Source organism: Jatrophihabitans telluris (assembly GCF_023516435.1).
In the GTDB taxonomy this organism is placed as follows: domain Bacteria; phylum Actinomycetota; class Actinomycetes; order Mycobacteriales; family Jatrophihabitantaceae; genus Jatrophihabitans_A; species Jatrophihabitans_A telluris.
Genome location: NZ_CP097332.1, coordinates 3,119,448 through 3,144,798, shown reverse-complemented (window position 1 = coordinate 3,144,798; position 25,351 = coordinate 3,119,448). Strand labels below are relative to the sequence as shown.

The window sequence follows — 25,351 nt, the reverse complement described above, 5'->3', positions numbered from 1 at the left end:
ATGCGCGGTCAGTTGGCGACGGTGAATCGGGTGTTGTGGTGAGCCGGCCGTTCGATCTCGTCGATCAGCGCGACCGCGAAGTCCTCGGCGGAGATGTGTTCACCGGCCGGAGTCTCGTCGCTGACGGCGTAGCGGCCGGTGCGCGTGCCGGGGGCGATCACCGGTGCCGGCGAGAGGTAGACCCACTCACCGCTGTCCGGCAGCGAGCGCAACGCCTCGAGGGAGGCGGCCGCGGCGAGCGACTCGGCCTTGTAGGCCTGCGGGAAGTCCGGGGTGTCGACCAGTCGGACGCCGGGCGCGGCCAGCAACGAGCCGGCACCACCGACGACGAGCAGGCGCGTCGGTTTCACAGCCCCGGCCAGCGCGACCAGCGTGTCGCTGAACGCGGCGGGGTCACCGTCTGGCTCACGACTGGGTCCGATCGCGGACACGACCACGTCATGATCGGCCGCCAGCCGTCCCAGGTCGGCCAGGACGCCGGGATCGGTCGCGTCGGCCCGGACCGGCGTCACCTGATCCGAGGCCTGCGCATCACCTTTGCGGCTCACGGCCGTCACCTGGTGTCCGCGGGTGGCGGCCTCGGCCACTACTCGGGAGCCGACCATGCCGGTTCCGCCGATTACTGCGATCTTCATTTCGGATCTCCTTGTTGGCTGTTGTCGAGGTACGCTTTCACAGTAACCATTGGTTACTGATGACTTCAACGTAACCTCAGTACCTAAAGGTAACTATCGGACGGGACGGTTCACACGATGGGCTTCATTCGGGGTGACCTGTTCGATCCCGACTGTCCGACCCGGCTGATCCTGGACAGAGTGGGCGACAAGTGGACCGTCCTGGTCGTCTCTGCTCTGTCTGAGCGCACCCTGCGATTCAGTGAGCTCCGGGCTCGGGTCGGCGGGGTGGCGCCCAAGGTGCTCACCCAAACGCTGCGGGCGCTTGAGCGTGACGGCATCCTGCACCGGAAGATCTACGCGGAGGTCCCGCCCCGCGTGGAGTACAGCCTGACCGAGCTCGGGCGCTCCCTGATCGGGCCGATCGAGACCATTCAGGCCTGGGCCGAGGAGTACATGCACCGGGTCGTGATCAACCGTGAGCGCTTCGATCGAGCAGGCTCCGGCGCCGTGGGAGAATGAAGCTGCCCTGGCGGTCCAGCTACCGCCGGCAACAGAACTCCGACCGTCAGCAGAAAGCAGCCTGTGCCCGCCATTCCGAGCCCAGCCGGCAACACTCCGCCGGAGCGCATCCGCAACTTCTCCATCATTGCGCACATCGACCACGGCAAGTCGACTCTGGCCGACCGCATGCTGCAGCTGACCGGGGTGGTCGACCCGCGGCAGGCCCGCGCGCAATACCTGGACCGGATGGACATCGAGCGCGAGCGCGGCATCACCATCAAATCCCAGAACGTGCGCATGCCCTGGCAGTCCCAGGAGGACGGCACGGACTACACGCTGCACATGATCGACACTCCTGGCCACGTCGACTTCACCTACGAGGTGAGCCGTTCGCTGGCCGCGTGTGAGGGCGCGGTCCTACTCGTGGACGCCGCCCAGGGCATCGAGGCGCAGACACTGGCGAACCTCTACCTCGCCCTGGAGAACGATCTGCAGATCATCCCGGTCCTGAACAAGATCGACCTGCCCGCGGCCCAGCCCGAGCTCTATGCCGCCGAGATCGCCCACATCATCGGCTGCGACCCGGACGAGGTCCTGCGAGTGTCGGCCAAGACCGGCCAAGGCGTCGCCGAACTGCTGGACCGGATCTGTCGTGTCGTTCCGCACCCCGTCGGTGAGGCGAACGCGCCCGCACGGGCCATGATCTTCGACTCCGTCTACGACATCTACCGCGGTGTCATCACCTACGTCCGCGTCATCGACGGCAAGATCGTCCCGCGCCAGCGCATCAAGATGATGTCGACCGGTGCCACCCACGAACTGCTCGAGGTCGGTGTCATCTCGCCCGAGCCGGTTCCCACCAAGGGGCTTGGAGTCGGCGAGGTCGGTTACCTCATCACCGGAGTCAAGGACGTCCGCCAGTCGAAGGTCGGCGACACCGTGACCGACTCGGTCAAGCCCGCGACGCAGGCGCTCAGTGGTTACCGTGATCCGAACCCCATGGTGTACTCGGGCCTGTTCCCCATCGACGGCAGCGATTTCCCGTTGCTGCGTGATGCCCTGGACAAGTTGCGGCTCAACGACGCGGCCCTCGTCTACGAACCCGAGTCCTCCGGCGCTCTCGGTTTCGGCTTTCGTTGCGGCTTCCTGGGCCTGCTGCACCTGGAGATCACCCGCGACCGGCTCGAACGCGAGTTCGGCCTCGATCTGATCTCCACCGCGCCCAACGTGGTCAACCGGGTCATGCTCGAAGACGGCCGCGAGTACGTCGTCACCAATCCCTCCGATTGGCCGTCGGGACAGAAGATCGCCGAAATCCACGAGCCGATCGTCAAGTCGATGATCATCGCCCCGAGCGAGTACATCGGCGCGATCATGGAACTGTGCCAGACCCGCCGTGGCGCGCTGCTCGGCATGGACTACCTGTCCGAGACGCGAGTGGAGTTGCGGTACACGCTCCCGCTCGGTGAGATCATCTTCGACTTCTTCGATGCGTTGAAGTCGCGCACCCGTGGTTATGCATCGCTGGACTACGAGGAGGCCGGCGAGCAGTCGGCCGAACTCGTCAAGGTCGACATCCTGCTGCAAGGCGAGCCGGTCGATGCCTTCTCGGCCATCGTGCACAAGGACAAGGCCTACGCCTACGGGGTTTCGATGACCACCAAGCTCCGTGAGCTGATTCCCCGCCAGCAGTTCGAGGTCCCGATCCAGGCTGCGATCGGATCCCGGGTCATCGCACGCGAGTCGATCCGGGCCATCCGCAAGGATGTGCTTGCCAAGTGCTACGGCGGTGACATCACCCGCAAGCGCAAACTGCTGGAGAAGCAGAAGGAAGGCAAGAAGCGCATGAAGATGGTGGGACGGGTCGAGGTTCCGCAGGAGGCCTTCATCGCCGCCCTGTCCACGTCGGAATCGCCCGAGAGCACCAAGAAGTAGGCCCGCCAGTGCGGCGACCGGACCCGGCCAGAACGTCCATTCCCGGTTGCTTACCGGGAAACCGATGAAGTACGCCGCACAATGGCCCCATGGACGACGAGCAGATGCGACGCCACCTCGGCCTGGCCAGAGTGGCCAGGCTGGCCACACTGGCGGCTAGCAGCGGTGACCCCCACCAGGTGCCGATCTGCTTCGCCCTGGAGGGCAACACGGTCTACTCGGTGATCGACGGCAAGCCCAAGACAACGTTGGGCCTGCGAAGGATCGACAACATCCGCTCCGACGCACGGGCTTGCCTGCTCGTGGACTACTACTCCGACGACTGGTCGAGCTTGTGGTGGATTCGGATCGACACCCACGCGCGAGAGGTCGACCGGACCGACGAGCGCAGCCGTGCCCTGACCGCCTTACGTGGCAAGTATCCGCAGTATCGGGAGCAGACGCTGACCGGCGCCGTGCTCGCCTTCGACATCGAGAACTGGGCGGCCTGGCAGAGCACGCCTGGTTGAGCAGCCGCTGCCCCGCAGTCCCCGGCCCGTTTCGTCAACTGGTGCGCCGGGCCGGGGGACCGAGTTCGGTTGCGACAGTTATGCGGGGACGTTGGCCCCGGTCGGGTCACCATGACGACTCGGCGCGCCTTCGACGCCGGCGGCGGTCTCGAACAACGGCGCTGCGAAGGCGGCCAGGGCACCACCGATCAAGGGAGCAACGAGGAACAGCCACACGTGCGACATTGCGTGGCTGCCGGCGAACAGGGCCGGTCCGAACGAGCGGGCCGGGTTCACCGACGTACCGTCGAGCGGGATGCCGACCAGGTGGATCACCGTCAGGACCAAGCCGATGGCGAGTCCGGCGAAACCGGGCGCCGCGGCTCGACCGGTCACGAGCAGCACCACGAACACGAGCAGGAACGTCAGCACGATCTCCAGGACGAACGCGCCACCGCTGCTGATCGACGGGCCCCAATCGTTGGTGCCGAGCCCGCCGGTCTGATCGGTGACGTTGCCGAACCCGGAGGTCATGAGCTTGAGCGCGGCGCCGCCGGCGATACCGCCGGCGAACTGGGCGAGCCAGTACGTGAGTGCCTCCTGACCGGTAACGCCCTTACGCAGCAAGACGCCCAGCGTCACGGCCGGGTTGACGTGACATCCGGAAACCGGACCGATCGAATAGGCCAACGCCAGCAATACCAAGCCGAACGCAAACGCAACTCCGAGGGCACCGATCTTGTCGATCCCGAATACTGCGGCTCCCACGGCGAAAAACACGAGCAGGAACGTGCCGAGGAACTCCGCCCCGGCCTTCCTTCCGATGTCGGTCACGGCACACTCTTCTCTTTAGAGTCGGACGAATCTCACAGGAACTATAAATGGATTCGGCGGCTCGCGAGATGCCTTTGGCCACAAAGATCGACCGGATCGGCCGACCTCAGGCCGGAGGTCGGTGTGGGTCAGCCGAGCAATCCCCGGATCGACACGTGGCCCTTCAACAGGTTGCGCGAGATCGTCCGCCGCTGGATCTCATCGGTTCCCTCATAGATCCGCAGCAGCCGCAGTTCCCGGTACCAGCGTTCGATCGGGAGTTCGCGGGTGTATCCCATCCCGCCGTGAATCTGCAGCATCCGATCGACGATCTCGTTGGCCCGTACGCCGCCGTAGAGCTTGGCCATCGACTGAGCCTGGCGGGAATCCAGCCCTTGATCGACCTGCCAGGCCGCGGAGAGCACCAGCCATCGCAGGGCTTCCAGTTCCGTGGCCGAATCGGCGACCATCCATTGGATCGCCTGACGCTCGGCGATCGGTTCGCCGAAGGTGACCCGGTTGCGGGCATGCTCCATGGCCATCTCGATCAGCCGTTCGCACGCCCCGATGGCCCTGGCCGGCAGCAGGTAGCGGCCGCGCCCGATCCACTGCATGGCCAGGGCGAAACCCTGCCCGACCTCACCCAGCACGTTTCGTTCGGGAACCCGGACCTCATCGAAGATCAACGCCGCGGGACCCCATTCGCCCATCGTGTCGATGTATTCGGACTTCCAACCCATGTCCCGGTCGGCGAGGAAGCAGGTCACGCCACCGTTGACCCCCTTGTCCGCGTCGGTGATCGCGAACACCATCGTGAAGTCGGCCTCGTTACCGCCGGTGATGAAGGTCTTCTCGCCGTTGATGATCCAGTCCGAGCCGTCCCTGCGGGCGGTCGTCCGGATCGCGGTGGCGTCCGAACCGGCACCCGGTTCGGTCACGGCGAAACAGGACACCCGGTCGCCTTCGATGGTCGGCAGCAGGTACTCGGCCTTCTGCTCGTCGTTGGCGTGGAAGAGGATGTTGTCGGCATAGCCGCCGAAGCGGAAGGGGATGAACGAGCGGCCTAGCTCGGCCTCGATCAGAGCGGTCATCACGGCCGACAGGGCCATGCCGCCGTACTCCTCCGGAGTCTGCACACCCCAGAACCCCGACTGGCGGGCCTTGTGCCTCAGCTCCGCCATCTCCTCGCTGGTCAACCCGGGCTGATGGTTGCGCTCACGCCGCAGTGCCAGTGGCTCCAACGGCATGATTTCGCGCTGGACGAAGGTGCGGACCCAGTTTCGGGTCTCGCGTTCGGTGTCGCTGAGCGAGAAGTCCACGATGATTCTCCGATTCCTACTGTCGGGCCAGTGCCTGCCGTACGTTTCGGCGCGGTTCGGCCTCAGGGCTCGAGCACGATCTTGCCGAGCAGCTGACCGGATTGCATGGCGGTCAGGGCCTGCCCGACGTCGCTGAGCGGCAGGACGCGATCGATGCGCGGCCGCAGGCCGGTGTCGCGGAGCAGCTGCATCAGATCGGCCAACTCGGCCCGGGTTCCCATCGTCGATCCGATGATCTGCAGCTGCAGGAAGAAGATGCGGTTCAGTTCGGCCGGCGGCAACGCCCCGGACGTCGCCCCTGAGATCACGACCTGGCCCCCGGGTCGCAGCGACTTGAGCGAATGTGACCACGTTGCCGCGCCGACCGTCTCCATGACGGCGTCGACCCGCTCGGGCAGCCGCGCGCCCGGCGGGAAAGCCTGATGGGCGCCGAAGTCCAGTGCCGCCTGCTGTTTGGCCTCCGTCCGAGCGGTGGCCCAGACCCGTAGCCCGGCCACCCGGGCCAGGCTGATGCACGCCGAGGCGACACCGCCGGACGCGCCCTGAACGAGCACGCTCTGACCCGGCCGCAGCGAGGAATTGACGAACAGCATGCGGTAGGCCGTCAGCCAAGCGGTCGGCAGGCAGGCCGCCTCGGCGAAGCTGAGCTCGGCCGGCTTGTCGATGACGTTGGCGGCGGGCACTCGCACGTATTCGGCGAAGGTGCCCTGGTGTCGCTCGGACAACAGGGACCGAGTGGGATCGAGGGTTTCGTCACCCGTCCAGTTGTCTCCGCTGATCACCGAGTGAACCACGACCTCCTTGCCGGTTGCGGTATCGATCCCGGCAGCATCGCAGCCCAGGATCATGGGCAGGCGGTCTTCGCTGATGCCGACTCCGCGCAACGTCCACAAGTCGTGGTGGTTGAGGCTGGTGGCCTTCACCTGCACGGTGGTCCAGCCCGGCATCGGCTCGGGCTCGGGACGTTCACCCAGCTCCAGCCCGTCGAGGGGAGCGTCCGGGTTGAATGACGTGGCGTAGGCAGCGCGCATGGGCTGACCCTAGACGGGGCACCTGCGCTGTGCCCGTTCAGGCCAAGCGATTGACGGCCCGCGCGCTGCTGCGGACCCGCTCGTTGGTGACCCGGCTCCGCTCGTACTTCACTCGTCGCAGAGCCACCGAAATCTCGGCCTGCCGAACCCCGGCAATCGCGCCGATCCGGTTGGTCACATAGGCGTAGAGCTCTTCGGAATCGTGGCACAGCACCGAGACCATCAGGTTGGCCGCGCCGGTGACCGCCGCTACGAATGAGACCTCGACGTGGTCGGCGATGGCGGCCCCGGCCGCGGCGAGTTGAGCGGGCTCCACGACGAGCCAGAGATAGGCCGTTGTACCGAAGCCCAATGCCGCGCCGGAGATCTCGACCTCGAAGCGCAGTTCACCGGCCCGTTGCAGGTATTCGATCCGCCGTGCGATCCGCCCTTGGGAGCACTCGCCGATCCGGGCCAGTTCGCCGATCGGGGCACGGCCGTCCGATGAGAGGGTGTCCAGCAGTTGCGCGTCGATGGCCTCTCGGCGGTAGGACGTGCCGGGGACGAAGCCGACGAGGTCACTGTCGACCAGGTACGCGTCCTGCCGCTGCCGGTCGAGGGTGTCCTCGTAACCGGCCCAGTCATCGGCACGGCCGGCGCGGAACGGGTGGAGCAACGCGTGCGCAGAGAAGTTGAGAACCTCGGCCGTCCGGGGGATGCGGCGAAGGAGGAGTTCGTCACTGTCGGCCCGGTTACGGGAGCGAACCGCGCACACGATCTCGGACCCGGCGGCGACCAGCGTCACCCACGACACGTCATCCATGGCCGCAAGAGCCTCGGCCATGGGGGCACCGGCGTTGGGGCGGCACTGGATGCGCAGCGTCCAGGCGTTCGTCGCCCGGTTGGGTCCGGCGGCGGCGATCACCCGGATGACGCCCTCGGACACCAGCCTCCGGTAGCGCCGGGCGACGGTCTGCTCGCTCACGTCGACCGCAGCGGCGATCCGGCTGAACCCGGCGCGCGGAGACAGCTGGAGGCAGTGAATGATCTGGCGATCTACTCGATCGATGGTGGAGGATTTCGATGATGTCGATCCAGGCATGGAGGAATTCTACGAACAGGCCCGACCGAGCCCGTAGTTGTCAGACCCCTGGAGCAAGCTGATACAGCGAGACCGACGGGGCCGGGGCTGATACTGCCGAGCGGGCTACCAGGCGGCCGCGGGAACGTGATCGATTTCTGGGAGGAACCAATGCGCAAGTGGTGGCCGCTCGTTGCCGTCAGCCTGGGCACGCTGATGCTGCTGGTTGACGTCACGATCGTCAACGTCGCACTGCCCGACATGGCCGGCGATCTGAAGACCTCGTTCACTTCGCTGCAGTGGGTGGTCGACATCTACGCCCTGACGCTGGCCGCGCTACTGCTCGCTGCCGGCGGCGTGGCCGACCTGCTCGGGCACCGACGGGTCTACCTGGTCGGGCTCGTGCTGTTCGCGGTGGCGTCCTTCTTCAGCGGTATCGCTCCCAACGCCGGGCTGTTGATCGCGGCTCGCGGATTGCAGGGCATCGGTGGTGCGGCGATGTTCGCCACCGTCTTCGCGCTGCTGAATTCGGCCTACCAGGGGCGCGACCGGGGTACGGCCTACGGCGTGTGGGGCGCAGTCGGGGGCGCGTCCGCGGCGATCGGCCCGATCGCCGGCGGCCTGCTGACCGAGTCTCTGTCCTGGCGCTGGATCTTCTTCGTCAACCTGCCGATCTCGGTCATCACGGTGGCCCTGTGCCTGGCCGTGCTGCCCGGCGGCCGTCATGCCGCGGCTCGCACCAGTCTTGATCTTGCGGGCCTCGTCCTGTTCTCCGCCGCCGCCGGCACCCTGACCTACGGCCTGATCGTGGCGGGCGAGCACGGCTGGACGTCCACCTCGGCCGTCGTGTCCTTCGTGGTGGCCGTCGTCGCAGGCGTCGCGTTCGTGCTGGTGGAACGGCGGGTGGCGGCTCCGATGCTGGATCTCGGCCTGCTCCGCAACGCCACGTTCAGTGGGTCGCTGGTCGCCGGGTTCTTCCTCAGCGGATCGGCCTTCGCCGGCCTGGTCTACAGCTCGATCTGGTTGCAATCAGTGCTGGGCAAGAGCCCGATCATGGCCGGTGTCATCGGCGGCCTGCCCTTGAGCGTGGCCGCGTTCGTCACCAGTGGGGTCGGCAGTCGGTTCCTGCACGACAAGCACCCGGGCCGGGTGATCGCCGGCGGGCTCGCGTTCATCGGGGCCGGTGACGTTCTGCAAGGCGTGCTGCTGCATGGTTCGGCGGGCGCCACGGCGCCGGTTCCGGGGCTGATTCTGGTCGGCATCGGAGTGGGGATGGGCATGCCCGTCCTGAGCTCGGCCGCGATGTCTGCGGTGCCGCTACAGCGCGGCGGTATGGCCGCCGGCTCGGTCAACACGGCCCGGCAACTCGGCATGGCTCTGGGAATCGCTGTCCTCGGCTCCATCTACACCGCGCGGATTGCCGCCTACTTCACGCACCACTCGGTCCCTCGAGCCGACTCGGCCGCGCACGCCGTGGCCGGCGGCCAAGGTCCGGCAATACTGTCCAAGCTCAGTGGCGCTGCCCGCTCCGGCTTCGATCAGGCCCTGCGCGGTGGCTCGGTGTCCGGGCTCAGTGCGGTCATGCTGGTCGCCGGGATCTCCGCGATCCTTGCGGCGGTCGTCGTCGTCGCCCTGATCCGCGCCCCAGCGTCGGAGGCCGCACCGGCGTTCGAGGGCATGGAGAAAGGCGGCGATGAGCAGCAAGCCCGGGCCAGGGCAGCCGGTGAGGACCGAGCCGTGGGCGAGCCCGTCTGAGCGTGCGGGTCAAGGGCGACTACGGCGACATCCCTGATCACCGAGCCCCGGCCCGGCGTCAGCTCAACAGGTCGTCGGGCACGGCGGACAACGCTCGCTCGATCGCGGCCACCAGCTCCCGGGCCGACGACGCGGTCAACTCGACCGCGAGCCGCCCGCCGGGGCCGGCGGTCCGGTCGGCCAGATCGATGTTGAGGGTGTGCTCGGCCGGCGCGTGAACCGGGTGGTCGTAATAGACGGTCGCCTGGTCGAGACGGAACCAGCCGTTGCGGCCCTTCGCCGAACCCGTCAGCTGGGCGTACTCGGTGTTGTAGGTGCACACTGCTGCCTCCGGTTCAGTTCAGGGTCCGGCCGAAGAACGCGCCGATGCGCTGGTACCCGTCCAGGGCCGCTTCCACCCGGTAGGACGGACGGTCGGTGGCGAAGAACGCATGCCCCGCCCCCTCGTAACGGTGGAACTCATGCTCCTTGCCCAGCTCCGTGAGCAGGCCGTCGAGCGTATTCACCTCGCTCGCCGACGGGTGGCCGTCGTCGTTTCCGAACAGGCCGAGCAACGGCGCGGACAGGTTGCCCAACTGATTCTCCAGGCCCGTCACCTTCAAGACGAAGTCCGGCGGTGGAGTCCCGACGACGTAGGCCCCGTAACAGTCGACCGCCGCGTCGAGTTCCAGGTTGCACGCCACCAGTACGGCCTGGCGGCCGCCGGAGCAGTGGCCGATCACACCGACTTTGCCGTTGGACGTCGGCAGCCCGCGAAGGTACTCCACGGCCCCCGCGACATCGCCGATCACCCGCTCGTCCGGCACGCCGCCCTGCGCTCGACCGACCGCGGCGGCATCGTCCGGCTCGGCGCCAGGCGCCTCGCGCCAGTACAGATTCGGGACGAGCACGTCGTAGCCGTCGACGGCGAACCGGCGAGCGACCTCCTTGCTCCAGCGATCGAATCCGGGCAGATGATGGATCACGACCACGCCACCGCGCGGCTCAGGGCCTGCCGGCCGGGCTTGATAAGCCTCGATCTCATCACCCCCCGCACCCGAAAGCCGAATGCTGGCCGTGGTGATCGCGTCGGTCAATGGACAACCCTTTCTGACCGCGCCCGCGCGCACATCACGTCCGGCGGAGCGCCCAACAGGTGGTGATCAGCCGAGAACTAGGCTGTCCGAATGCTCAACCTGCGGGCCGCACTGCGTCGACGACCGCTGCTCGCTCTGATCGTTCTCATCCTGCTCCTGGTCGTGGGCTACGCCGCACGCGGGCTGGACAGCTCCGGAAATCCCACCCGACCGAGCCACCAGCACACCACCGGGACGTCCGGTCCGGCTGCCGGCACGGCAAGCGTCACCGGGTCACGCCGGCCGGGCCCGATCGGTCCGCAGGTCCCCGGTTCCTCGCTCTCACGCACGGGCCAACCGCTGCCGGACGGGGCGGTTGCCTTGTCCGGCCTTCCGGCCCAGGCCTCCACCACGGTCAGGCTCATTCTCCGCGGCGGCCCGTTTCCCTACTCACGCGACGGCGTGGTGTTCGACAACGCCGAGCGGCTGCTCGCTCCGCACCCGCACGGCTACTACCACGAGTACACCGTGCCCACGCCTGGCGAGTCCGATCGAGGCGCCCGGCGGATCATCACCGGCAGGGGCGGGGAGTACTACTACACCGGCGATCACTACGCCAGCTTCGTCAGCGTCGACATCACTCGCTGAAGCTCGCTCGGCTCAGTCCCCCTCGGCCCACCGGGGGCGCCGTTTGGCCGCGAACGCCGCAATGCCCTCGGCCGCCTGCGGTCCAGCGAAGAAACCCGCCGACAGCTCGCTCATCGCCGCGAAGTCCTCGGCCATGTCCACCCCGGACCGGTCGCGGCGCGCCATTATCTTCGTTGCCGCGAGGGCGCCCGGTTCGCCGAGCCGGAGCAGCTGCAGATAACGCGTGAGCTCGAGATCCAACGCGGCCACGTCCGCGCACACCGAGTTGATCAGGCCCAGTTGCCGCGCACGCTCGGCGCCGAAGGTTTCGCCGGTGAGCAACAGCTCCATCGCCTCGCGAGGCGACAGTTGCTTGAGCAGCGGGACGGAGATGACCGCCGGCACCAACCCGAGACGTACCTCGGTGAAGGCGAAATCCGAGGCGGCTGTCGCCAGCACGATGTCGCAAACGGCTACCAATCCGATTCCGCCCGCTCGCGCCTTGCCGTCCACTCGCGCCAGGACCGGCTTGCCGAATTCCCACAGCCGCTGGAGCAACACCGGGAACGCCCGGATGGGCTGGTCCTGCTCGGCGACATCTGAGACCTGCGTCAAGTCCATGCCCGAGCTGAAGACCGGGCCGACGTGGCTGAGCACCACGGCCCGCACCGTCGGGTCTGCCTCGGCGGAGTCCAGATGGTCACGTAAGACCCGCAGCAGCGGGGCCGACAGTGCATTGCGCCGCTCCGGCGCGTCCAGGGTGAGGGTGGCGACGCCGCCTTCGACGGCGTAGTGCACGGTTGCCATGAGCTCCTCGGATCAGTCGAGACGGTCGTAATCGGTGCGGCCGGTGCGGCGGGTCGATTCGGCAAAGACCTCCTCGGCATTCAACACTGAACGCATGCCTTCCGCGCTCCCGATCGGAGATCCCGCTCCCGCCGACGGCCACCTGCCCGGCGCGGCGTTGCTGGAACTGCGTGGCCGACAACTCGGCTTCTACGTCCACGTCCCGTTCTGCACGGTGCGCTGCGGCTACTGCGACTTCAACACCTACACCGCGGACGAGCTCGGCCCCGGCGTGAGCCGTGGATCCTACGCCGACACGGTGCTGGCCGAGATCCGGCTCGCGCGTGACGTGCTGCCGAGCGGCGCACCGCCGGTGTCCACGGTCTTCTTCGGCGGGGGCACTCCGACCTTGCTGCCGGCCGAACATCTGGGCGAGATCCTCAAGGAGATAGCAGCCGAGTTCGGGCTGGCCCCGGACGCCGAGATCACCACCGAGGCCAACCCCGAGACCGTCGCTCCGGCTTACCTGGCCAAACTCCGCGAGGCCGGGTTCAACCGGATCTCGCTGGGAATGCAGTCGGCGGTCCCGTCCGTGCTGGCCGTTCTGGACCGTACCCATCGCCCCGAACGGGCGACGCAGGCGGTGGCCGAGGCCCGGGCGGCCGGGTTCGATCATGTCAATCTCGACCTCATCTACGGCACACCGGGGGAGACCGAGCACGAATGGCAACGGTCCCTGGACGCGGCCCTGTCCACCGATGTCGACCACATCTCCGCCTACGCCCTCATCGTCGAGGACGGCACCGCGCTGGCGCGCAAAGTGCGGTCCGGACGGATCGCCGCGCCGGACGACGATGTGCTGGCCGACCGCTACGTGCAAGCGGACGAGGCCTTTCGGCGCGCGGGATTGCACTGGTACGAGGTCTCGAACTGGGCCCGCAATCCGGCCGCCGAGTCACGGCACAACCGGCTCTACTGGTCCGGTGACAACTGGTGGGGTCTCGGCCCCGGCGCGCACAGTCACATCGGCGGCTTGCGCTGGTGGAACGTCAAGCACCCGACGCGCTACACGGCGGCGCTGGATGCGGGCCAGAGCCCGGCCGCGGGGCGGGAGAACCTGTCCTCGCGGGACCGCTTGGTGGAGCGGCTGATGTTGGAGGTCCGGCTCCGAGAGGGCCTGGACCTGACCACGTTCCCGCTGGCGCTCACGCGCCAAGCCGAACAGTCGGTGGGGTGGGGACTGGCCGAGCGGGCGGCGATGGACGAACGGCGCCTGGTCCTCACTCAGCGCGGGCGGCTGCTGGCCGACGCCGTGGTGCGCGACCTGCTCGACGCTTTGTGATCGACCGGCCGGGCGGTCAGCTGGCCCGCTTGGCCGGCTTCTTCGGGCGCAGCTCGTCGAGGTCGAGCACCCGCACGTGAAGAGTGTGCCGCTGCTGCAGCGCGGCGCGCACGGCCCGGTGCAGACCGTCCTCCAGATACATCTCCCCGTCCCAGTGGACCGCGTGCGGGAACAGGTCGCCGTAGAAGGTGCTGTCCTCGTCCAGGAGCTTGTCCAGGGCGAGCTCGCGCTTGATCGTGGTCAGCTGGTCCAGCCGCACCGACCGCGGCGGCACGTTGGCCCAGTCCCGCGAGGAGAAGCCATGGTCCGGGTAGGGCTTGCCCTCCCGTACGGCCTTGAAGATCACGCGTGAATCACCTGCCTGGGTCCCCTTCCCGGTCCGCGCCACCCTACCCCGCAGGATCGGCCCGGCTCGGGTTCGCGCCGACGCAGGGCCCGGCAAACTAAGCTTGTTGCCAGGATCGTGGTACTCATGCGGTGACAGCGGCCGCAAGTCGTGACTGTTGGGGAGGTGGCAGCGGACATGAACGTCGAAGAGCGCAAGCTCGAGGTGTTGCGGGCGATCGTGGAGGACTTCATCGCCACCAACGAGCCGGTCGGCAGCAAGGCCATCGTCGACCGCCACAACCTGGGTGTGTCGCCGGCGACCATCCGCAACGACATGGCCACGCTCGAAGCCGAAGGTCTCATCCAGCAGCCGCACACCTCTGCGGGCCGGGTCCCCACGGACGCCGGCTACCGGCTGTTCGTCGACAAGCTCACCGCGCTGAAGCCGTTGAGCCCGGCCGAGCGTAGGGCGATCGAGACCTTCCTCGACACGGCGGTCGACCTCGACGGTGTCCTGCACAACGCCGTGCGAGCGCTGGCCCAGATCACCCGCAACGTCGCGGTCGTGCAGTACCCGTCCCTGTCGCGGTCACGAGTCCGGCATCTGGAAACGGTGCTGCTCTCCGACCTGCGCCTCATGCTGGTGTTGATCACCGACACCGGCCGGGTCGAACAGCGGGTCGTGGAGCTGCCCGCGCCGGTGTCCGCGCTGGACATCGCCGATCTGCGCTCGGCCCTGAACACGCGGCTGACCGGTCAGCGGCTGGCCGACGCCCCGACCATCGTGGCCGACCTACCCGAGAACGTCCCCGGACATCTGCAGGGCTTGATCACCACGCTCACCTCCGTCCTGCTCGAAGCCCTGGTCGAGCATCCCTCCGAACGGGTCGTGATGGCGGGCTCGGCCCATCTGACCGATCACTCGCTCGACTTCCCGGCGATCAGGCCGGTGCTGGAAGCGCTCGAGGAACAGGTCGTCCTGCTCCGCCTTCTGGACCAGCAGTCGGCGGCTTCGGGGCAGATCCTGGTCCGGATCGGCAACGAGAACAGTTACGAAGGCCTGCAGACGACCTCAGTCGTGTCGGCCGGCTACGGCGCGGCCGGCATCTCCCTCGGCGGTGTCGGGGTGCTCGGTCCCCGACGCATGGATTACGCCCACACGATGGCGCGTGTCGCGGCCGTGGCGCGCTACGTAGGGGACCTGCTCGCCGAGAACTAGCCATCATCGATCGGCGCAACGGCGCGCGTCGGTAACGCGCGAGTGTGGTGCCGACGGATAACGGGAATGCCTGGACCGTGAGTCGGTTTGAAAACCGTATGCGCTCCCTGGACCGCCGGACCTCGTTCTGGCTCATTGCCTTGTCGTTGCTCGTGGTCATGATCGCGGCCGGCGCCCCATCGCCTCTCTACGTGGTCTATCAGCAGCGCATCGGTTTCTCATCCTCGACGCTGACCGTGATTTTCGCGGTCTACGTGCTGGCCCTGCTCGGCTCGTTGCTCACCGTCGGTTCGCTGTCGGACTTCATCGGTCGGCGACCGGTCCTGCTGGCCGGCCTCGCGGTCGAGGTCGCGAGCCTGCTGCTGTTCCTGCCCGCCGATTCGGTCGGCTGGTTGGTGGCCGCGCGCGTCGTGCAGGGGCTGGCCACCGGGGCGGTCATCGGCGCCCTCGGCGCGGCCCTGGTGGACACCCAGCCGCCCGGGTCCAACTTGGGCACCGTGATCAACAGCGCCGGACCCGCCCTCGGACTCGCCCTCGGCGCCCTGGGGTCCGGGGCGCTCATCCAATACGCCCCCAACCCGACCCAACTCGTGTTCCTCGTGCTGATCGCGGCCGTCATCGCCGCCGGACTCGGCATCCTGGCGGTACCGGAGACGACCGGCCGCCAGCCCGGCGCACTCGCCTCGCTGCGCCCTCAGGTCCGCGTCCACCGCGAAGTGCGTGCCCCGTTCCTCGCCGCGGTGCCCATATTCATCGCGACCTGGGCGGTGGCCGGGCTGTACCTGTCCTTGGGCGGTTCCCTCGCCGTCGGGGTCTTCGGTCTGCACAACCATCTGGTCGGCGGCCTCGTCGTGGCCGCAGTCACCGGTAGCGGCGCGGTCGCGTCGGTGCTGTTCCGTGAAACGTCCGAGATCCGATCCGTGCTGCTCGGCACCCTGGCGCTGGTCCTCGGTCTGCTGATCACCCTGCTGGGTATCGAGCGGACGGACACGGCGACCTTCTTCCTGGGCAGCGTCGTGGCCGGATTCGGTTTCGGCGCCTCGTTCCTCGGCTCGTTCCGGACCGTGGCCAAGCGCGTCGGCCCCGATGACCGGGCCGCCACTCTGGCCGCGGTGCTCTCGGTGTCCTACCTGGGCTTCAGCGTCCCCGCCGTGATCGCCGGATTCGTGGCGACGCATCGGGGGCTGCGCGACACCGCCCTCGGCTACGGCGGCGCGGTGGTGGTGCTGGCCCTGCTGGCCATCGGGACCCAAACCGTCCAGCACCGGCAGGCCCGGCGTAGCGTGGCGCTCGCAGCGGAGTCCGTACACTAGGACCTGGCACTCAGAACGCATGAGTGCCAATTCGTTTTCGCACTGTTACTGAATGAGGTTTCGCTGGTGGCCAGCCCCGTCCGCGACTATTACGCGCTGCTCGGCGTCGAGCGCGATGCCACCGCTGAGGAGATCAAGCGGGCGTATCGCAAGCTGGCTCGGGAGCTGCATCCCGACGTCAATCCCGACGCCTCCGCCCAGGAGAAGTTCAAGGACGTCACGGCGGCCTATGAGGTGCTGTCCGATCCCGAGAAGCGGCGCGTCGTCGACCTGGGCGGTGACCCGCTCTCATCGGGCGGCGGAGCCGGCGGCCAGGGCAACCCCTTCGGGGGCTTCGGTGGTTTCGGCGACATCTTCGAAACCTTCTTCGGTGGCGCCTCGGCCGGTCGCGGCCCGCGCAGCCGGGTCCGCCAAGGCGGCGACGCCCTCATCCGTCTCGACCTCTCGCTGAACGAGATGGCGTTCGGCACCCACCAGGACATCGCCGTCGAGACCGCCGTGCTGTGCCAGACGTGTTCCGGCGACGGGTGCGCGCCGGGTACGTCGCCGCGAACCTGCGACACCTGCGGAGGTCGGGGTGAGATCCAGTCCATGCAGCGGTCCCTGCTCGGACCGGTCATGTCCTCGCGACCGTGCCCGAGCTGCGCCGGAACGGGCCAGCAGATCCCCACGCCGTGTCCCAACTGCGCGGGCGAAGGCCGGGTGCGCGCCCGCCGCACCATCTCGGTGGATGTCCCCGGAGGCATCGAGGACGGCATGCGTATCCGGATGTCGGGTCAGGGCGAGGTGGGACCCGGCGGTGGCCCAGCGGGCGATCTCTACATCGAGGTCACCGAGCAGCCGCATGATGTGTTCAGCCGCGAGGGCTCCGACCTGCACTGCACCATCGGGGTGCCGATGACGGCCGCCGCCCTGGGCACCGACATCACGTTGCAGACGCTGGACAGCGAGGAGAAGGTGGAGATCCGCCCGGGCACCCAGTCCGGCTCGGTCTTCACCCTGCGCGGCAAGGGCGTTCCGAAGCTGCGCAGCACCGCGCGCGGTGATCTGCACGTGCATGTCGAGGTCAGGACCCCGACCAGGCTCGATGACACCCAAGAGAAGCTGCTGCGCGATCTGGCCGATCTCCGCAGCGAAGAGGTGAGCGTTGCCCATCCTCGCACCGGTCTGTTCGCCAAGGTCCGGGACGCGTTCAACCAGCGCTGATGACCCCGCCGCTGTTCCTTCTCGATGACCTGTCGGCCGCGAAGGTCGGCGGCCAGCTCGTCCTGACCGGGTCTGAGGCCCGGCACGCGGTGACGGTCAAGCGGCTTGCGGTCGCCGAGGAGGTCCTCCTGTCCGATGGCCGGGGGCGACGCGTGCGGGCGGTGGTGGCCACGATCGAGCGTGGCGGGTCAGCCCGTGGTGGCGGCGACGGCGACCGGGTCGGCCTCACCGTGCTGAGTGTCGAAGACGTGCGCGGCGCCGATCCTCGATTCGTGGTGGTGCAGGCGCTGCCCAAGGGTGAACGAGCTGAGCTGGCGGTCGAGGTCCTCACCGAACTCGGCGTCGATGAGATCGTGCCCTGGTCGGCGAGCCGATCCATCAGCCAGTGGCGCGCCGGCGAGAAGGTCGACAAGGGCGTCGCCAAGTGGCGTCGGACCGCCGCGGAGGCGGCCAAGCAGAGCCGGCGCTCCACGCTTCCCGAGGTGGCGGGGTTGAGGTCGACGACCGAGGTCTGCCAGCTCATCCGGCAGGCCGAGCTGAGCCTGGTCTTGCACGAGGATGCGGCCGACGCGCTGACCGCGACCGTGCTGCCGCCAACCGGCTCGGTCGTCATCGTCGTCGGGCCCGAAGGCGGGATCGCCGAGGACGAACTGGCCAGCTTCACCGCGGCCGGGGCTCGTGCGGTCCGGCTGGGCACCGAGGTGATGCGCACCTCCACCGCCGGGGCGGCGGCACTGTCGGTCCTGTCCGCCCTGACCGGGCGCTGGGCCTGACCTCAGACCGACCCCGGCCTTCGCTGACCGGGGTGGGCCGCCGGTCAGCGGGACGCGGCGATACGGTGCTTGTCATGGCCACTGATCCGGACTGCTTGTTCTGCTCCATCGCCGCGGGTTCGATGGGCGTCGAGTTCGTCTACGCCGACGCGGACGTGGTGGCGTTCCGCGACATCGCGCCGAAGGCTCCGGTGCATCTGCTCGTGATCCCGCGCCAGCATTTTCGCGACGTCCGCGAACTCGCCGGCGACCCCGCGGCCGGCGCGGCCCTGCTGGCCGGTGTCGCCGCGGTCGCCGAGCAGGAGCGGCTGCCCTACTTCACGACGGTGTTCAACACCGGGGCAGAGTCAGGACAGAGCGTGTTTCACGTCCATGCGCACCTGCTGTCGGGCAGCGGCCAGATCTGGGCCCACGGCGGCTGAAGCCGGCCAAGCCCGCCCACTGTCTGGTCCCACGGGGTCCGAGGCGTCCCCCGGGAGACAAAACGGGGCAAGGAATGTCGGCGTCGGCGGTAAAGTTGAACAGACACCACGCCGAAGCCGTTCAGAGCCCAGAAAGCAGCGCAGCCACTTGTCGGAACCCACGCCAGTCAGGCAGGGACCTCAGCGGGTGACGGCCCGCTTCGTCGTTCCGGGCGAGGCGGCCATGGTGGGCCTGCTCGGCGCCCGCGACGAGCTGCTTCGGCTCATGGAAGCCCGGCTGCGATCTGAGATCCACGTCCGCGGCAACGAGATCACAGTCACCGGTGAACCCGGCGACAACGCCATCGCCATCCGGTTGTTCGAGGAGTTGCTGCAGTTGCTGGAATCCGGTCACAACCTGACCCCTGATGTCGTCGGACGCTCGCTGGGCATCCTGCAAGCCGACACCGAAGACCGGCCGGCCGAGGTGCTCAGCCTCAACATCCTCTCCCGTCGCGGGAAGAACATCCGTCCCAAGACGGTGAACCAGAAGCGGTACGTCGACGCCATCGACCAGCACACGATCGTCTTCGGTATCGGCCCCGCCGGCACCGGCAAGACCTATCTGGCGGTGGCCAAAGCGGTGCAGGCCCTGCAGGCAAAGCGCGTCAACCGCATCATCCTGACCCGGCCGGCTGTGGAGGCGGGCGAGCGGTTGGGCTTCCTGCCCGGCACGCTGAACGACAAGATCGACCCCTACCTTCGGCCGCTGATGGACGCCTTGCACGACATGCTCGACCCGGAGTCGGTGCCGCGGCTGCTGCAGGCCGGCACGATCGAGGTGGCGCCGCTGGCTTACATGCGTGGCCGGACCCTCAACGACGCGTTCATCATTCTCGACGAGGCCCAGAACACCACCCCGGAACAGATGAAGATGTTCCTGACCAGGCTCGGGTTCGGCTCCAAGATCGTCGTGACCGGTGACATCACCCAGGTCGACCTGCCGACCGGGACGAAGTCCGGGCTGCGCGTGGTGCGCGACATCCTCACCGAGGTGGACGACATCAACTTCTCCTATCTCGACGCCGCCGACGTGGTCCGGCATCGGCTGGTGGGCGACATCGTGGCCGCCTACGACCGCTACGAGCCGAGCACCACGGGCCGATCCAGGTCATGACCATTGAGGTGAACAACGAATCCGGGGTGGACGTCGACGAGCTGGCGATCTCCTCGGTTGCCCGGCACGCTCTTGATTCGCTCGGCGTGAACCCGCTGGCCGAGCTGTCAATCCTGGTGGTCGACACCGAGGCGATGAGCACGCTGCACAAACAGTGGATGGACCTGGACGGGCCGACGGACGTGATGTCGTTCCCGATGGACACCCTGGACGACAAGCCCGGTCTGGGTCCCGAACCCGGCCCGGCCCTGCTGGGCGACGTCGTCCTCTGCCCGGAAGTGGCAGCCGCCCAGGCCGAGGCCGCCGGCCACACGACCGCCGCCGAGTTGTACCTGCTCACCACCCACGGCGTACTCCACCTGCTCGGCTACGACCATGGCGAGCCCGACGAGGAACGCGAGATGTTCACCCTTCAGACGCGGCTGGTGACCGAGTGGGGCGACGCGCACGGCGTGTCCCCGATCAGGAGTCCGCTGCCGGGCACCGGCGGGGAGCTGCGCTCGTGAATCCCGGCGATCCCGGCCATAAACCCGGCGCGTCGCGGTGGGCGGTGCGTCGATGACCGCACCTGATGTGTTCCTCGTCGTCGTAGCCGTCTGCCTGGTCCCCGCCGCGGGAGCGCTGGCCGCGGTCGATGCCGCTACCGCCCGGGTGTCCGTCGCCCGGGTGGAGGAGTTCGTCCGCGAAGGGCGTCGCGGGGCCAAGGCGCTGGCCGAGGTCTGTGCCGACCGCGCTCGGCACACGTCCCTGCTGCTGTTGCTACGGGTCGCCGCCGAGGTCACCGCCACCGTGTTCGTCACGGTCGCGGCCAGCTCGGCGTTCGGGCGGGACTGGCCCACCGTGTTCGGCACGATCGCGGTGATGGTGCTCGTCTCCTACGTCCTGATCGGGGTCGGTCCACGGACTCTGGGTCGTCAGCACCCGTACACGGTCGCCCTGGCCGGCGCCCGGATCGTGCTGCTGCTGACTCGGGTGTTCGGTCCGCTGGCGTCGCTGCTGATCCTGGTGGGCAACGCCATCACGCCGGGGCGCGGTTATCGCGACGGACCGTTCTCCTCTGAGGTCGAGATCCGTGAACTGGTCGACATGGCCGAGGCCCGCGGGGTGGTCGAGCGCGGGGAACGGGAGATGATCCAGTCCGTCTTCGAGCTCGGCGACACGATCGCCCGTGAGGTGATGGTGCCGCGCACCGACGTGGTGTGGATCGAGTCGACCAAGACGGTGCCGCAGGCCCTGGCCCTGGCCATGCGTTCTGGGTTCAGCCGGATCCCCGTCGTGGCCGACAACATCGACGACGTGGTCGGGTTGGTGTACCTCAAGGACCTCATCCGCCGGGCCCAGGATCCCGAGCACGCCAAGCAGACCAAGATCGACGAAGTCATGCGGCCGGCCACCTTCGTCCCGGAATCCAAACCGGTCGACGAGTTGTTGCGCGAGATGCAGGCGCGGAACTCGCACATGGCAGTCGTCATCGACGAGTACGGCGGCACCGCCGGGCTGGTGACCATCGAGGACGTGCTCGAGGAGATCGTCGGGGAGATCCGCGACGAGTACGACGTCGAGCGCCCTCCGGTGGAACAGCTTCCCGACGGGTCCTACCGTCTGACGGCTCGGCTGCCGGTGGAGGATCTGGGCGAACTCCTCGGCGTGGAACTGCCGCGCGGCGATGACGTCGAGACCGTGGGCGGGCTGATGGCGCAACTGCTCGGCCGGGTGCCGATTCCCGGTTCGCAGGTCGAGGCCTACGGTCTCGAGCTGACGGCCGAGAACGCCGGCGGCAGGCGCAACCGAATCGACACGGTGCTGGCCCGACGGTTGTCCCAACCCGACGACGAGGACGGCGACGTAGATGACTGACCTTCCCGCGACCGAACCCGAATCCGGCTTCGATGTCGCCAATCCCGAGGACGCGAAGCTGGTGACCCTGGCCCGCTCGACGCGCGCCCGCACCCGGGCCAGGTCCGGCGCGGCGGTGCGTGACAGCGATGGACGCACCTATGTCGCGGCCTCGGTGGAACTGGCGTCGCTGACGCTGTCCGCGCTACAGGTGGCGGTGGCTATGGCCGTCTCCTCCGGGGCTCGCTCGCTGGAGGCCGCGGTCGTACTGGCTGATGCTCCGGGCGATGCCGCCGGGGCCGCGGCCGTGCACGACATGACCCCCGGGGTCTCGGTGTTCTTCGTCGACGGATCGGGAGAGCCGCACAGCTGAGGTAGACGGTTCGCTCAGGCGTAACCGGCCCTCCGCTCGGACCGACCCGGCTTCTCAGGCGATCGGCCGGGTCGGTATCGCCGCGGTGTGGGCGAGGTCAGATCGACGGAGCTGCCGGGCCGCGGCCCAGTGCGCGCTGATCGAGCCGGTCACGGTGCCGATGATCGCGGGGATCCATCCGTAGTACACGGCGTGATGGATCATCGCCGGGCCGTAGCTGAACGCGTAGAGCGTGGTCTGTTCGCCGGCCGCGGCGCGCGCCTGCTCACCGCCGGCCAGCAGCAGCCGTACGGTCTCGGCGACCGCCAGGCTCAACGTGGTCAGACCCCAGATCCCGATGAACAGCGCGGCCGTGCTGCGCGGACCGTGCAGCGCCCCGGTGAGTACCGCCGTCGTGATCCCCAGCAACAACAGATAGATCACCAGGCCGAGAACGAGCGACGGGCCGGCGTACTGCCAGGCGAGCGAGTGCCAGGGGGCGGCAAGGGGGGCGCCGAAGGAGCGCAACAACAGTCCGGTCGTGCCGCGGTAGCTGTAGTCGTGCTGCATCGCCTCGAAGCTGATCTCCGCGCCCGCCAGGGCCATCACGAGTTCGGTGACGACGACGGCCACGGTGACCGGAAAGGCCCGAGTTCGCGGCATGCCCGCGATCCTAGCCAGGCCGGGACGGGCGCCGTCAGATGCCGGCGCGGAAGGTCCACTCGCCGCCGAGCAGCGTCCCCGACACACCCATCGAGCGAAGCGTCCGCGCGTCCGCGGTCAGCGGATCGGCCTCACACAGCACCAGATCGGCGACGTCGCCGGCGCGGGGGACCGTCCGGGGCGAGGTCGGATCACCGGTGCTGGCACCGAGGGCCTCCGTCGGCGTGATCCGCTGTTCCGGATGCCAGGGCTGGCGGCCGTCCCGGCTTCGGAACACCGCCGCCGCCATGCTGACCCACGGGTCCAGCGGGGCTACGGGCGCATCCGAACCCAGGGCGAGGCGGGCCCCGGCATCGAGCAGGCTCCGCAGGACGAAGGCCCGGCCGGTCCGTCCCGCCCAATGGTGTTCGGCCACGTCGCGGTCGTCCATGGCGTGTTCCGGCTGGACGCTGGCCACCAGTCCGAGTTCGGCGAACCGCTGCACGTCTTCGGAGTCGAGCAGTTGGGCGTGCTCGATGCTGCCCCGGGCCCCGGTGGCGGCGAAGGACTCGATCGCCAGCGCGTTGGCATGATCGCCGATGGCGTGCACCGCACAGCGCAGGCCGGCCTCGGTGGCACGCCGCAGCAGCGGCCGAACGGTCTCGGGTGGGACCACGAGTAGCCCGAAGGGGTGGTTCTCATCGCTCACGCCGGGGTAGCGGTCGTGGCAGTAGGCGGTTCGGGTGTTGAGCGAGCCGTCCGTGATCACCTTGAACGGCCCCATGGTGATCAACCCGGCGCCGCCGGCGACCGCAGCTCCGGACCGCAGTCCGCGACCGATCGCTGCCTCGAGCGATTCGGCCCAGACGCCGGTGCGGACCCGCAGGCTTCGCTGCCCGGCGGCGACCCGGCGCAGCCAAGCGTTCAGGGGGAAAGGCCTTTCCAGATCGACGATTCCGACGACACCCCGGGCGGCGGCTGCGGTGGCGGCGCTGGCGGCCCACCGGTCGGCGATGTCGTCGGGAACCGCGCTGAGCGCCCCGAGGACGGCCATCGCGTCCTCTTCCTGCAGCAGGCCGGTGGGATGGTCGGGGTGTCCGTAGCGGCGCAGCGCGGCCGAGTTCAGCCAGGCGCTGTGGAGATCGGCGCTGACCAGCACGGCCGCGCGGTCGCCGGTGGTCTCGTCGAGCACCGCCCGGGCGGGCGAGTCCGGCCACAGCGCGTCGCGGAAGCCGTAGCCGACGATCGGCAGCTGCGGGTCATCGTCCTGCGCGGTGAGTGAACTGGCCAGCCACGCGCGGACGAGTCCGGCGGCCTGGGCGGCGGAGCGGGCCGAAGCCAGGTCCAGACGCCGGCTGACCTGGGCCCACTGGTCGAAATGCACGTGATGATCCCAGAGACCGGGGACCAGCCAGCGGCCGTCCGCGTGCACGATCTCGTCGGAGCCGGAGCCGGAGCCGGAGCCGGAGCCGGAGCCGGAGCCGGAGCCGGAGCTGGAGCGGGAGCTGGAGCCGGAGCCGGAGCCGGAGCCGGTGCCGGAGCCCGTCCGGCCGCCGCTGGGCGCAGGTCTGATCGAGGTGATGACCCCGGCGGCCACCTGGACGTCGACGGGCCGGTCGGATCCCAGGAGACGGACGGACTTCAGCAGCAGGGTCGGGGTCGGCACGTCGGCGATCCTCCCACGGCTTTCGCGGCCCCAATGCTCAGAATTTCGCGGAATTCCGAGTATTCCGGCCGCGAAAGCCGGGGTGGGGAGGGTGAGAGAATGAAGGCATGGTCAATGACGACGATGCTGCGCCCCCTGCTGTGCACCGCTCCGGGTTCGTGGCGTTCGTCGGCCGCCCCAACGCCGGCAAGTCCACCCTCACCAACGCGCTCGTGGGCAGCAAGATCGTCATCACCTCGGACAAGCCGCAGACCACCCGCCGGGCGGTTCGGGGCCTGCTCAGCCGTCCGGACGGGCAGCTCGTACTGGTCGACACCCCGGGGTTGCACCGGCCTCGCACCCTGCTGGGAGAGCGACTCAACGACGTGGTCCGCAACACCCTGGCGGATGTCGACGTCATCGGCTTCTGCGTGCCCGCCGACCAGAAGATCGGTCCGGGGGACCGTTACATCGCCGAGGAACTCAAGCAGCTTCGGGCGCCGGTGGTCGCGATCGTGACCAAGACCGACGCGACGAGCCGGCAACGGGTCGCCGAACAACTCATGGCCATGTCGAAGCTGGGCGAGTTCGCCGACGTGGTGCCGGTCTCGGCGGTCTCGGGGGACCAGGTGGGGCTGTTGGCCGACCTGATCATCGCCAAGCTGCCCGAGGGTCCGGCCCTCTACCCCGAGGACATCGCCACCGACGAGAGCGACGAGGCGCGCATCGCCGAATTGATCCGAGAGGCCGCGCTCGCTGACGTGCGGGACGAGCTTCCGCACTCGATCGCGGTCACGGTGGAGGAGATGAACGAACGGGTCGACACCGGCGATGACCCCACCGACGAACCCGCCAGGAACACCACCGAAAGCACCGGCAAACACACCGGAAGGGCCGCTGGTAAGCCGGCCCTGCTGGACATCTTCGCCACGATCCATCTGGAGCGCAGCAGCCAGAAGCCGATCATCCTCGGCCGTGGTGGTCAGCGCTTGCGCGACATCGGTACGGTGGCCCGCGGCGACATCGAAGCCCTGCTGGGACGACGGGTCTTTCTCAACCTGCACGTCGCGGTGCTGGCCGAATGGCAGCGTGACCCGAAGAAGCTCGACCGACTCGGATTCTGATAAATCG

At 68.5% G+C, this 25,351-nt stretch carries 27 protein-coding genes; 16 read left to right on the top strand and 11 right to left on the bottom strand.

Annotation, left to right across the window (positions count from 1 at the left end):
* Positions 1 to 8: 8 nt before the first annotated feature.
* Entirely contained in the window at positions 9 to 635 is a 627-nt protein-coding gene (locus tag M6D93_RS14550; RefSeq protein WP_249770105.1) for an NAD(P)-dependent oxidoreductase, read from the bottom strand.
* A gap of 117 nt (positions 636 to 752) precedes the next feature.
* Here M6D93_RS14550 and M6D93_RS14545 point away from each other — a divergent pair, with 117 nt between their 5' ends.
* From M6D93_RS14545 to M6D93_RS14535, 3 genes are all read left to right on the top strand, one after another.
* A complete protein-coding gene (locus M6D93_RS14545) occupies positions 753 to 1,136 on the top strand; it encodes a winged helix-turn-helix transcriptional regulator (protein ID WP_249770103.1) in 384 nt (127 codons plus the stop codon).
* Between the two features lie 63 nt (positions 1,137 to 1,199).
* Entirely contained in the window at positions 1,200 to 3,053 is a 1,854-nt protein-coding gene (lepA, locus tag M6D93_RS14540; RefSeq protein WP_283818586.1) for a translation elongation factor 4, read from the top strand.
* Positions 3,054 to 3,142: 89 nt separating this feature from the next.
* On the top strand, positions 3,143 to 3,562 hold the full coding sequence (locus M6D93_RS14535) for a TIGR03668 family PPOX class F420-dependent oxidoreductase (RefSeq protein ID WP_249770101.1): 420 nt from the start codon (positions 3,143 to 3,145) through the stop codon (positions 3,560 to 3,562).
* A gap of 78 nt (positions 3,563 to 3,640) precedes the next feature.
* Here M6D93_RS14535 and M6D93_RS14530 read toward each other — a convergent pair whose 3' ends face one another.
* The 4 genes from M6D93_RS14530 to M6D93_RS14515 form a co-directional block, all read right to left on the bottom strand.
* A complete protein-coding gene (locus tag M6D93_RS14530) occupies positions 3,641 to 4,375 on the bottom strand; it encodes an aquaporin (RefSeq protein WP_430667195.1) in 735 nt (244 codons plus the stop codon).
* 128 nt (positions 4,376 to 4,503) lie between these two features.
* Positions 4,504 to 5,673, bottom strand: a complete 1,170-nt coding sequence (locus M6D93_RS14525; protein ID WP_249770099.1) for an acyl-CoA dehydrogenase family protein — start codon at positions 5,671 to 5,673, stop codon at positions 4,504 to 4,506.
* A 62-nt stretch (positions 5,674 to 5,735) separates the two neighbouring features.
* The gene (locus M6D93_RS14520) at positions 5,736 to 6,704 is read right to left on the bottom strand and encodes a zinc-binding dehydrogenase (protein WP_249770097.1); all 969 of its coding nucleotides are present in this window, start codon (positions 6,702 to 6,704) and stop codon (positions 5,736 to 5,738) included.
* 37 nt (positions 6,705 to 6,741) lie between these two features.
* Entirely contained in the window at positions 6,742 to 7,785 is a 1,044-nt protein-coding gene (locus M6D93_RS14515) for an Lrp/AsnC family transcriptional regulator (protein WP_249770095.1), read from the bottom strand.
* 150 nt (positions 7,786 to 7,935) lie between these two features.
* Here M6D93_RS14515 and M6D93_RS14510 point away from each other — a divergent pair, with 150 nt between their 5' ends.
* Positions 7,936 to 9,519, top strand: a complete 1,584-nt coding sequence (locus tag M6D93_RS14510) for an MFS transporter (RefSeq protein WP_249770093.1) — start codon at positions 7,936 to 7,938, stop codon at positions 9,517 to 9,519.
* A gap of 58 nt (positions 9,520 to 9,577) precedes the next feature.
* Here the strand turns inward: M6D93_RS14510 and M6D93_RS14505 are convergent, their stop codons facing one another.
* Entirely contained in the window at positions 9,578 to 9,841 is a 264-nt protein-coding gene (locus M6D93_RS14505; protein ID WP_249770091.1) for a DUF6295 family protein, read from the bottom strand.
* 13 nt (positions 9,842 to 9,854) lie between these two features.
* Complete coding sequence (locus M6D93_RS14500) at positions 9,855 to 10,595, bottom strand: dienelactone hydrolase family protein (protein ID WP_249770089.1); 741 nt, start codon at positions 10,593 to 10,595, stop codon at positions 9,855 to 9,857.
* A gap of 90 nt (positions 10,596 to 10,685) precedes the next feature.
* On the opposite strand from M6D93_RS14500, the gene M6D93_RS14495 reads away from it, so the two are divergent.
* On the top strand, positions 10,686 to 11,222 hold the full coding sequence (locus M6D93_RS14495) for a guanyl-specific ribonuclease (protein WP_249770087.1): 537 nt from the start codon (positions 10,686 to 10,688) through the stop codon (positions 11,220 to 11,222).
* Between the two features lie 12 nt (positions 11,223 to 11,234).
* On the opposite strand, the gene M6D93_RS14490 is transcribed toward M6D93_RS14495, so the two are convergent.
* On the bottom strand, positions 11,235 to 12,008 hold the full coding sequence (locus M6D93_RS14490; protein WP_249770085.1) for an enoyl-CoA hydratase-related protein: 774 nt from the start codon (positions 12,006 to 12,008) through the stop codon (positions 11,235 to 11,237).
* A gap of 94 nt (positions 12,009 to 12,102) precedes the next feature.
* Here M6D93_RS14490 and hemW point away from each other — a divergent pair, with 94 nt between their 5' ends.
* On the top strand, positions 12,103 to 13,329 hold the full coding sequence (gene hemW, locus M6D93_RS14485; protein ID WP_249770083.1) for a radical SAM family heme chaperone HemW: 1,227 nt from the start codon (positions 12,103 to 12,105) through the stop codon (positions 13,327 to 13,329).
* A gap of 16 nt (positions 13,330 to 13,345) precedes the next feature.
* On the opposite strand, the gene M6D93_RS14480 is transcribed toward hemW, so the two are convergent.
* On the bottom strand, positions 13,346 to 13,675 hold the full coding sequence (locus M6D93_RS14480) for a type II toxin-antitoxin system VapB family antitoxin (protein WP_249770081.1): 330 nt from the start codon (positions 13,673 to 13,675) through the stop codon (positions 13,346 to 13,348).
* A gap of 177 nt (positions 13,676 to 13,852) precedes the next feature.
* Here M6D93_RS14480 and hrcA point away from each other — a divergent pair, with 177 nt between their 5' ends.
* The 9 genes from hrcA to M6D93_RS14435 all read left to right on the top strand — a co-directional run bounded on the left by hrcA (position 13,853) and on the right by M6D93_RS14435 (position 21,954).
* A complete protein-coding gene (hrcA, locus tag M6D93_RS14475; RefSeq protein WP_249770079.1) occupies positions 13,853 to 14,875 on the top strand; it encodes a heat-inducible transcriptional repressor HrcA in 1,023 nt (340 codons plus the stop codon).
* Between the two features lie 98 nt (positions 14,876 to 14,973).
* Positions 14,974 to 16,188: an MFS transporter gene (locus M6D93_RS14470; protein ID WP_249770077.1), complete on the top strand. Its 1,215-nt coding sequence runs from the start codon at positions 14,974 to 14,976 to the stop codon at positions 16,186 to 16,188.
* A 66-nt stretch (positions 16,189 to 16,254) separates the two neighbouring features.
* Positions 16,255 to 17,394, top strand: a complete 1,140-nt coding sequence (gene dnaJ / locus M6D93_RS14465; RefSeq protein WP_249770075.1) for a molecular chaperone DnaJ — start codon at positions 16,255 to 16,257, stop codon at positions 17,392 to 17,394.
* Positions 17,394 to 18,167 carry a 16S rRNA (uracil(1498)-N(3))-methyltransferase gene (locus tag M6D93_RS14460; protein WP_249770073.1) on the top strand — a complete coding sequence of 258 codons (774 nt, stop codon included), beginning with the start codon at positions 17,394 to 17,396 and terminating at the stop codon, positions 18,165 to 18,167. Before dnaJ ends, M6D93_RS14460 begins: the two co-directional genes overlap by 1 nt.
* Positions 18,168 to 18,241: 74 nt before the next feature.
* Positions 18,242 to 18,589, top strand: coding sequence for an HIT domain-containing protein (locus tag M6D93_RS14455; protein WP_249770071.1), 348 nt, complete (start codon positions 18,242 to 18,244; stop codon positions 18,587 to 18,589).
* 148 nt (positions 18,590 to 18,737) lie between these two features.
* Positions 18,738 to 19,745 (top strand): PhoH family protein, encoded by a 1,008-nt coding sequence (locus M6D93_RS14450; RefSeq protein ID WP_430667194.1) that lies wholly within the window; start codon positions 18,738 to 18,740, stop codon positions 19,743 to 19,745.
* Positions 19,742 to 20,251, top strand: coding sequence for an rRNA maturation RNase YbeY (gene ybeY / locus M6D93_RS14445; protein ID WP_249770067.1), 510 nt, complete (start codon positions 19,742 to 19,744; stop codon positions 20,249 to 20,251). The genes M6D93_RS14450 and ybeY overlap by 4 nt, the downstream gene beginning before the upstream one ends.
* A 52-nt stretch (positions 20,252 to 20,303) precedes the next feature.
* On the top strand, positions 20,304 to 21,602 hold the full coding sequence (locus M6D93_RS14440; protein WP_249770065.1) for a hemolysin family protein: 1,299 nt from the start codon (positions 20,304 to 20,306) through the stop codon (positions 21,600 to 21,602).
* Complete coding sequence (locus M6D93_RS14435) at positions 21,595 to 21,954, top strand: cytidine/deoxycytidylate deaminase family protein (RefSeq protein WP_249770063.1); 360 nt, start codon at positions 21,595 to 21,597, stop codon at positions 21,952 to 21,954. Before M6D93_RS14440 ends, M6D93_RS14435 begins: the two co-directional genes overlap by 8 nt.
* A gap of 54 nt (positions 21,955 to 22,008) precedes the next feature.
* Here the strand turns inward: M6D93_RS14435 and M6D93_RS14430 are convergent, their stop codons facing one another.
* Positions 22,009 to 22,596: a hypothetical protein gene (locus M6D93_RS14430; protein ID WP_249770061.1), complete on the bottom strand. Its 588-nt coding sequence runs from the start codon at positions 22,594 to 22,596 to the stop codon at positions 22,009 to 22,011.
* Positions 22,597 to 22,630: 34 nt separating this feature from the next.
* Entirely contained in the window at positions 22,631 to 24,241 is a 1,611-nt protein-coding gene (locus M6D93_RS14425; protein WP_249770059.1) for an amidohydrolase, read from the bottom strand.
* Between the two features lie 107 nt (positions 24,242 to 24,348).
* Here M6D93_RS14425 and era point away from each other — a divergent pair, with 107 nt between their 5' ends.
* Positions 24,349 to 25,344: a GTPase Era gene (era, locus tag M6D93_RS14420; protein WP_249770057.1), complete on the top strand. Its 996-nt coding sequence runs from the start codon at positions 24,349 to 24,351 to the stop codon at positions 25,342 to 25,344.
* The last annotated feature ends 7 nt before the right edge of the window (positions 25,345 to 25,351 follow it).

Bases quoted from the DNA above. Each gene is read 5' to 3' on its own strand.
- M6D93_RS14550 (WP_249770105.1), bottom strand. From the start codon at position 635: ATGAAGATCGCAGTAATCGGCGGAACCGGCATGGTCGGCTCCCGAGTA.
- M6D93_RS14545 (WP_249770103.1), top strand. From the start codon at position 753: ATGGGCTTCATTCGGGGTGACCTGTTCGATCCCGACTGTCCGACCCGG.
- M6D93_RS14535 (WP_249770101.1), top strand. From the start codon at position 3,143: ATGGACGACGAGCAGATGCGACGCCACCTCGGCCTGGCCAGAGTGGCC.
- M6D93_RS14520 (WP_249770097.1), bottom strand. From the start codon at position 6,704: ATGCGCGCTGCCTACGCCACGTCATTCAACCCGGACGCTCCCCTCGAC.
- M6D93_RS14515 (WP_249770095.1), bottom strand. From the start codon at position 7,785: ATGCCTGGATCGACATCATCGAAATCCTCCACCATCGATCGAGTAGAT.
- M6D93_RS14510 (WP_249770093.1), top strand. From the start codon at position 7,936: ATGCGCAAGTGGTGGCCGCTCGTTGCCGTCAGCCTGGGCACGCTGATG.
- M6D93_RS14495 (WP_249770087.1), top strand. From the start codon at position 10,686: ATGCTCAACCTGCGGGCCGCACTGCGTCGACGACCGCTGCTCGCTCTG.
- M6D93_RS14490 (WP_249770085.1), bottom strand. From the start codon at position 12,008: ATGGCAACCGTGCACTACGCCGTCGAAGGCGGCGTCGCCACCCTCACC.
- hemW (WP_249770083.1), top strand. From the start codon at position 12,103: ATGCCTTCCGCGCTCCCGATCGGAGATCCCGCTCCCGCCGACGGCCAC.
- hrcA (WP_249770079.1), top strand. From the start codon at position 13,853: ATGAACGTCGAAGAGCGCAAGCTCGAGGTGTTGCGGGCGATCGTGGAG.
- M6D93_RS14470 (WP_249770077.1), top strand. From the start codon at position 14,974: ATGCGCTCCCTGGACCGCCGGACCTCGTTCTGGCTCATTGCCTTGTCG.
- M6D93_RS14460 (WP_249770073.1), top strand. From the start codon at position 17,394: ATGACCCCGCCGCTGTTCCTTCTCGATGACCTGTCGGCCGCGAAGGTC.
- M6D93_RS14455 (WP_249770071.1), top strand. From the start codon at position 18,242: ATGGCCACTGATCCGGACTGCTTGTTCTGCTCCATCGCCGCGGGTTCG.
- ybeY (WP_249770067.1), top strand. From the start codon at position 19,742: ATGACCATTGAGGTGAACAACGAATCCGGGGTGGACGTCGACGAGCTG.
- M6D93_RS14440 (WP_249770065.1), top strand. From the start codon at position 20,304: ATGACCGCACCTGATGTGTTCCTCGTCGTCGTAGCCGTCTGCCTGGTC.
- M6D93_RS14435 (WP_249770063.1), top strand. From the start codon at position 21,595: ATGACTGACCTTCCCGCGACCGAACCCGAATCCGGCTTCGATGTCGCC.
- M6D93_RS14430 (WP_249770061.1), bottom strand. From the start codon at position 22,596: ATGCCGCGAACTCGGGCCTTTCCGGTCACCGTGGCCGTCGTCGTCACC.
- era (WP_249770057.1), top strand. From the start codon at position 24,349: ATGGTCAATGACGACGATGCTGCGCCCCCTGCTGTGCACCGCTCCGGG.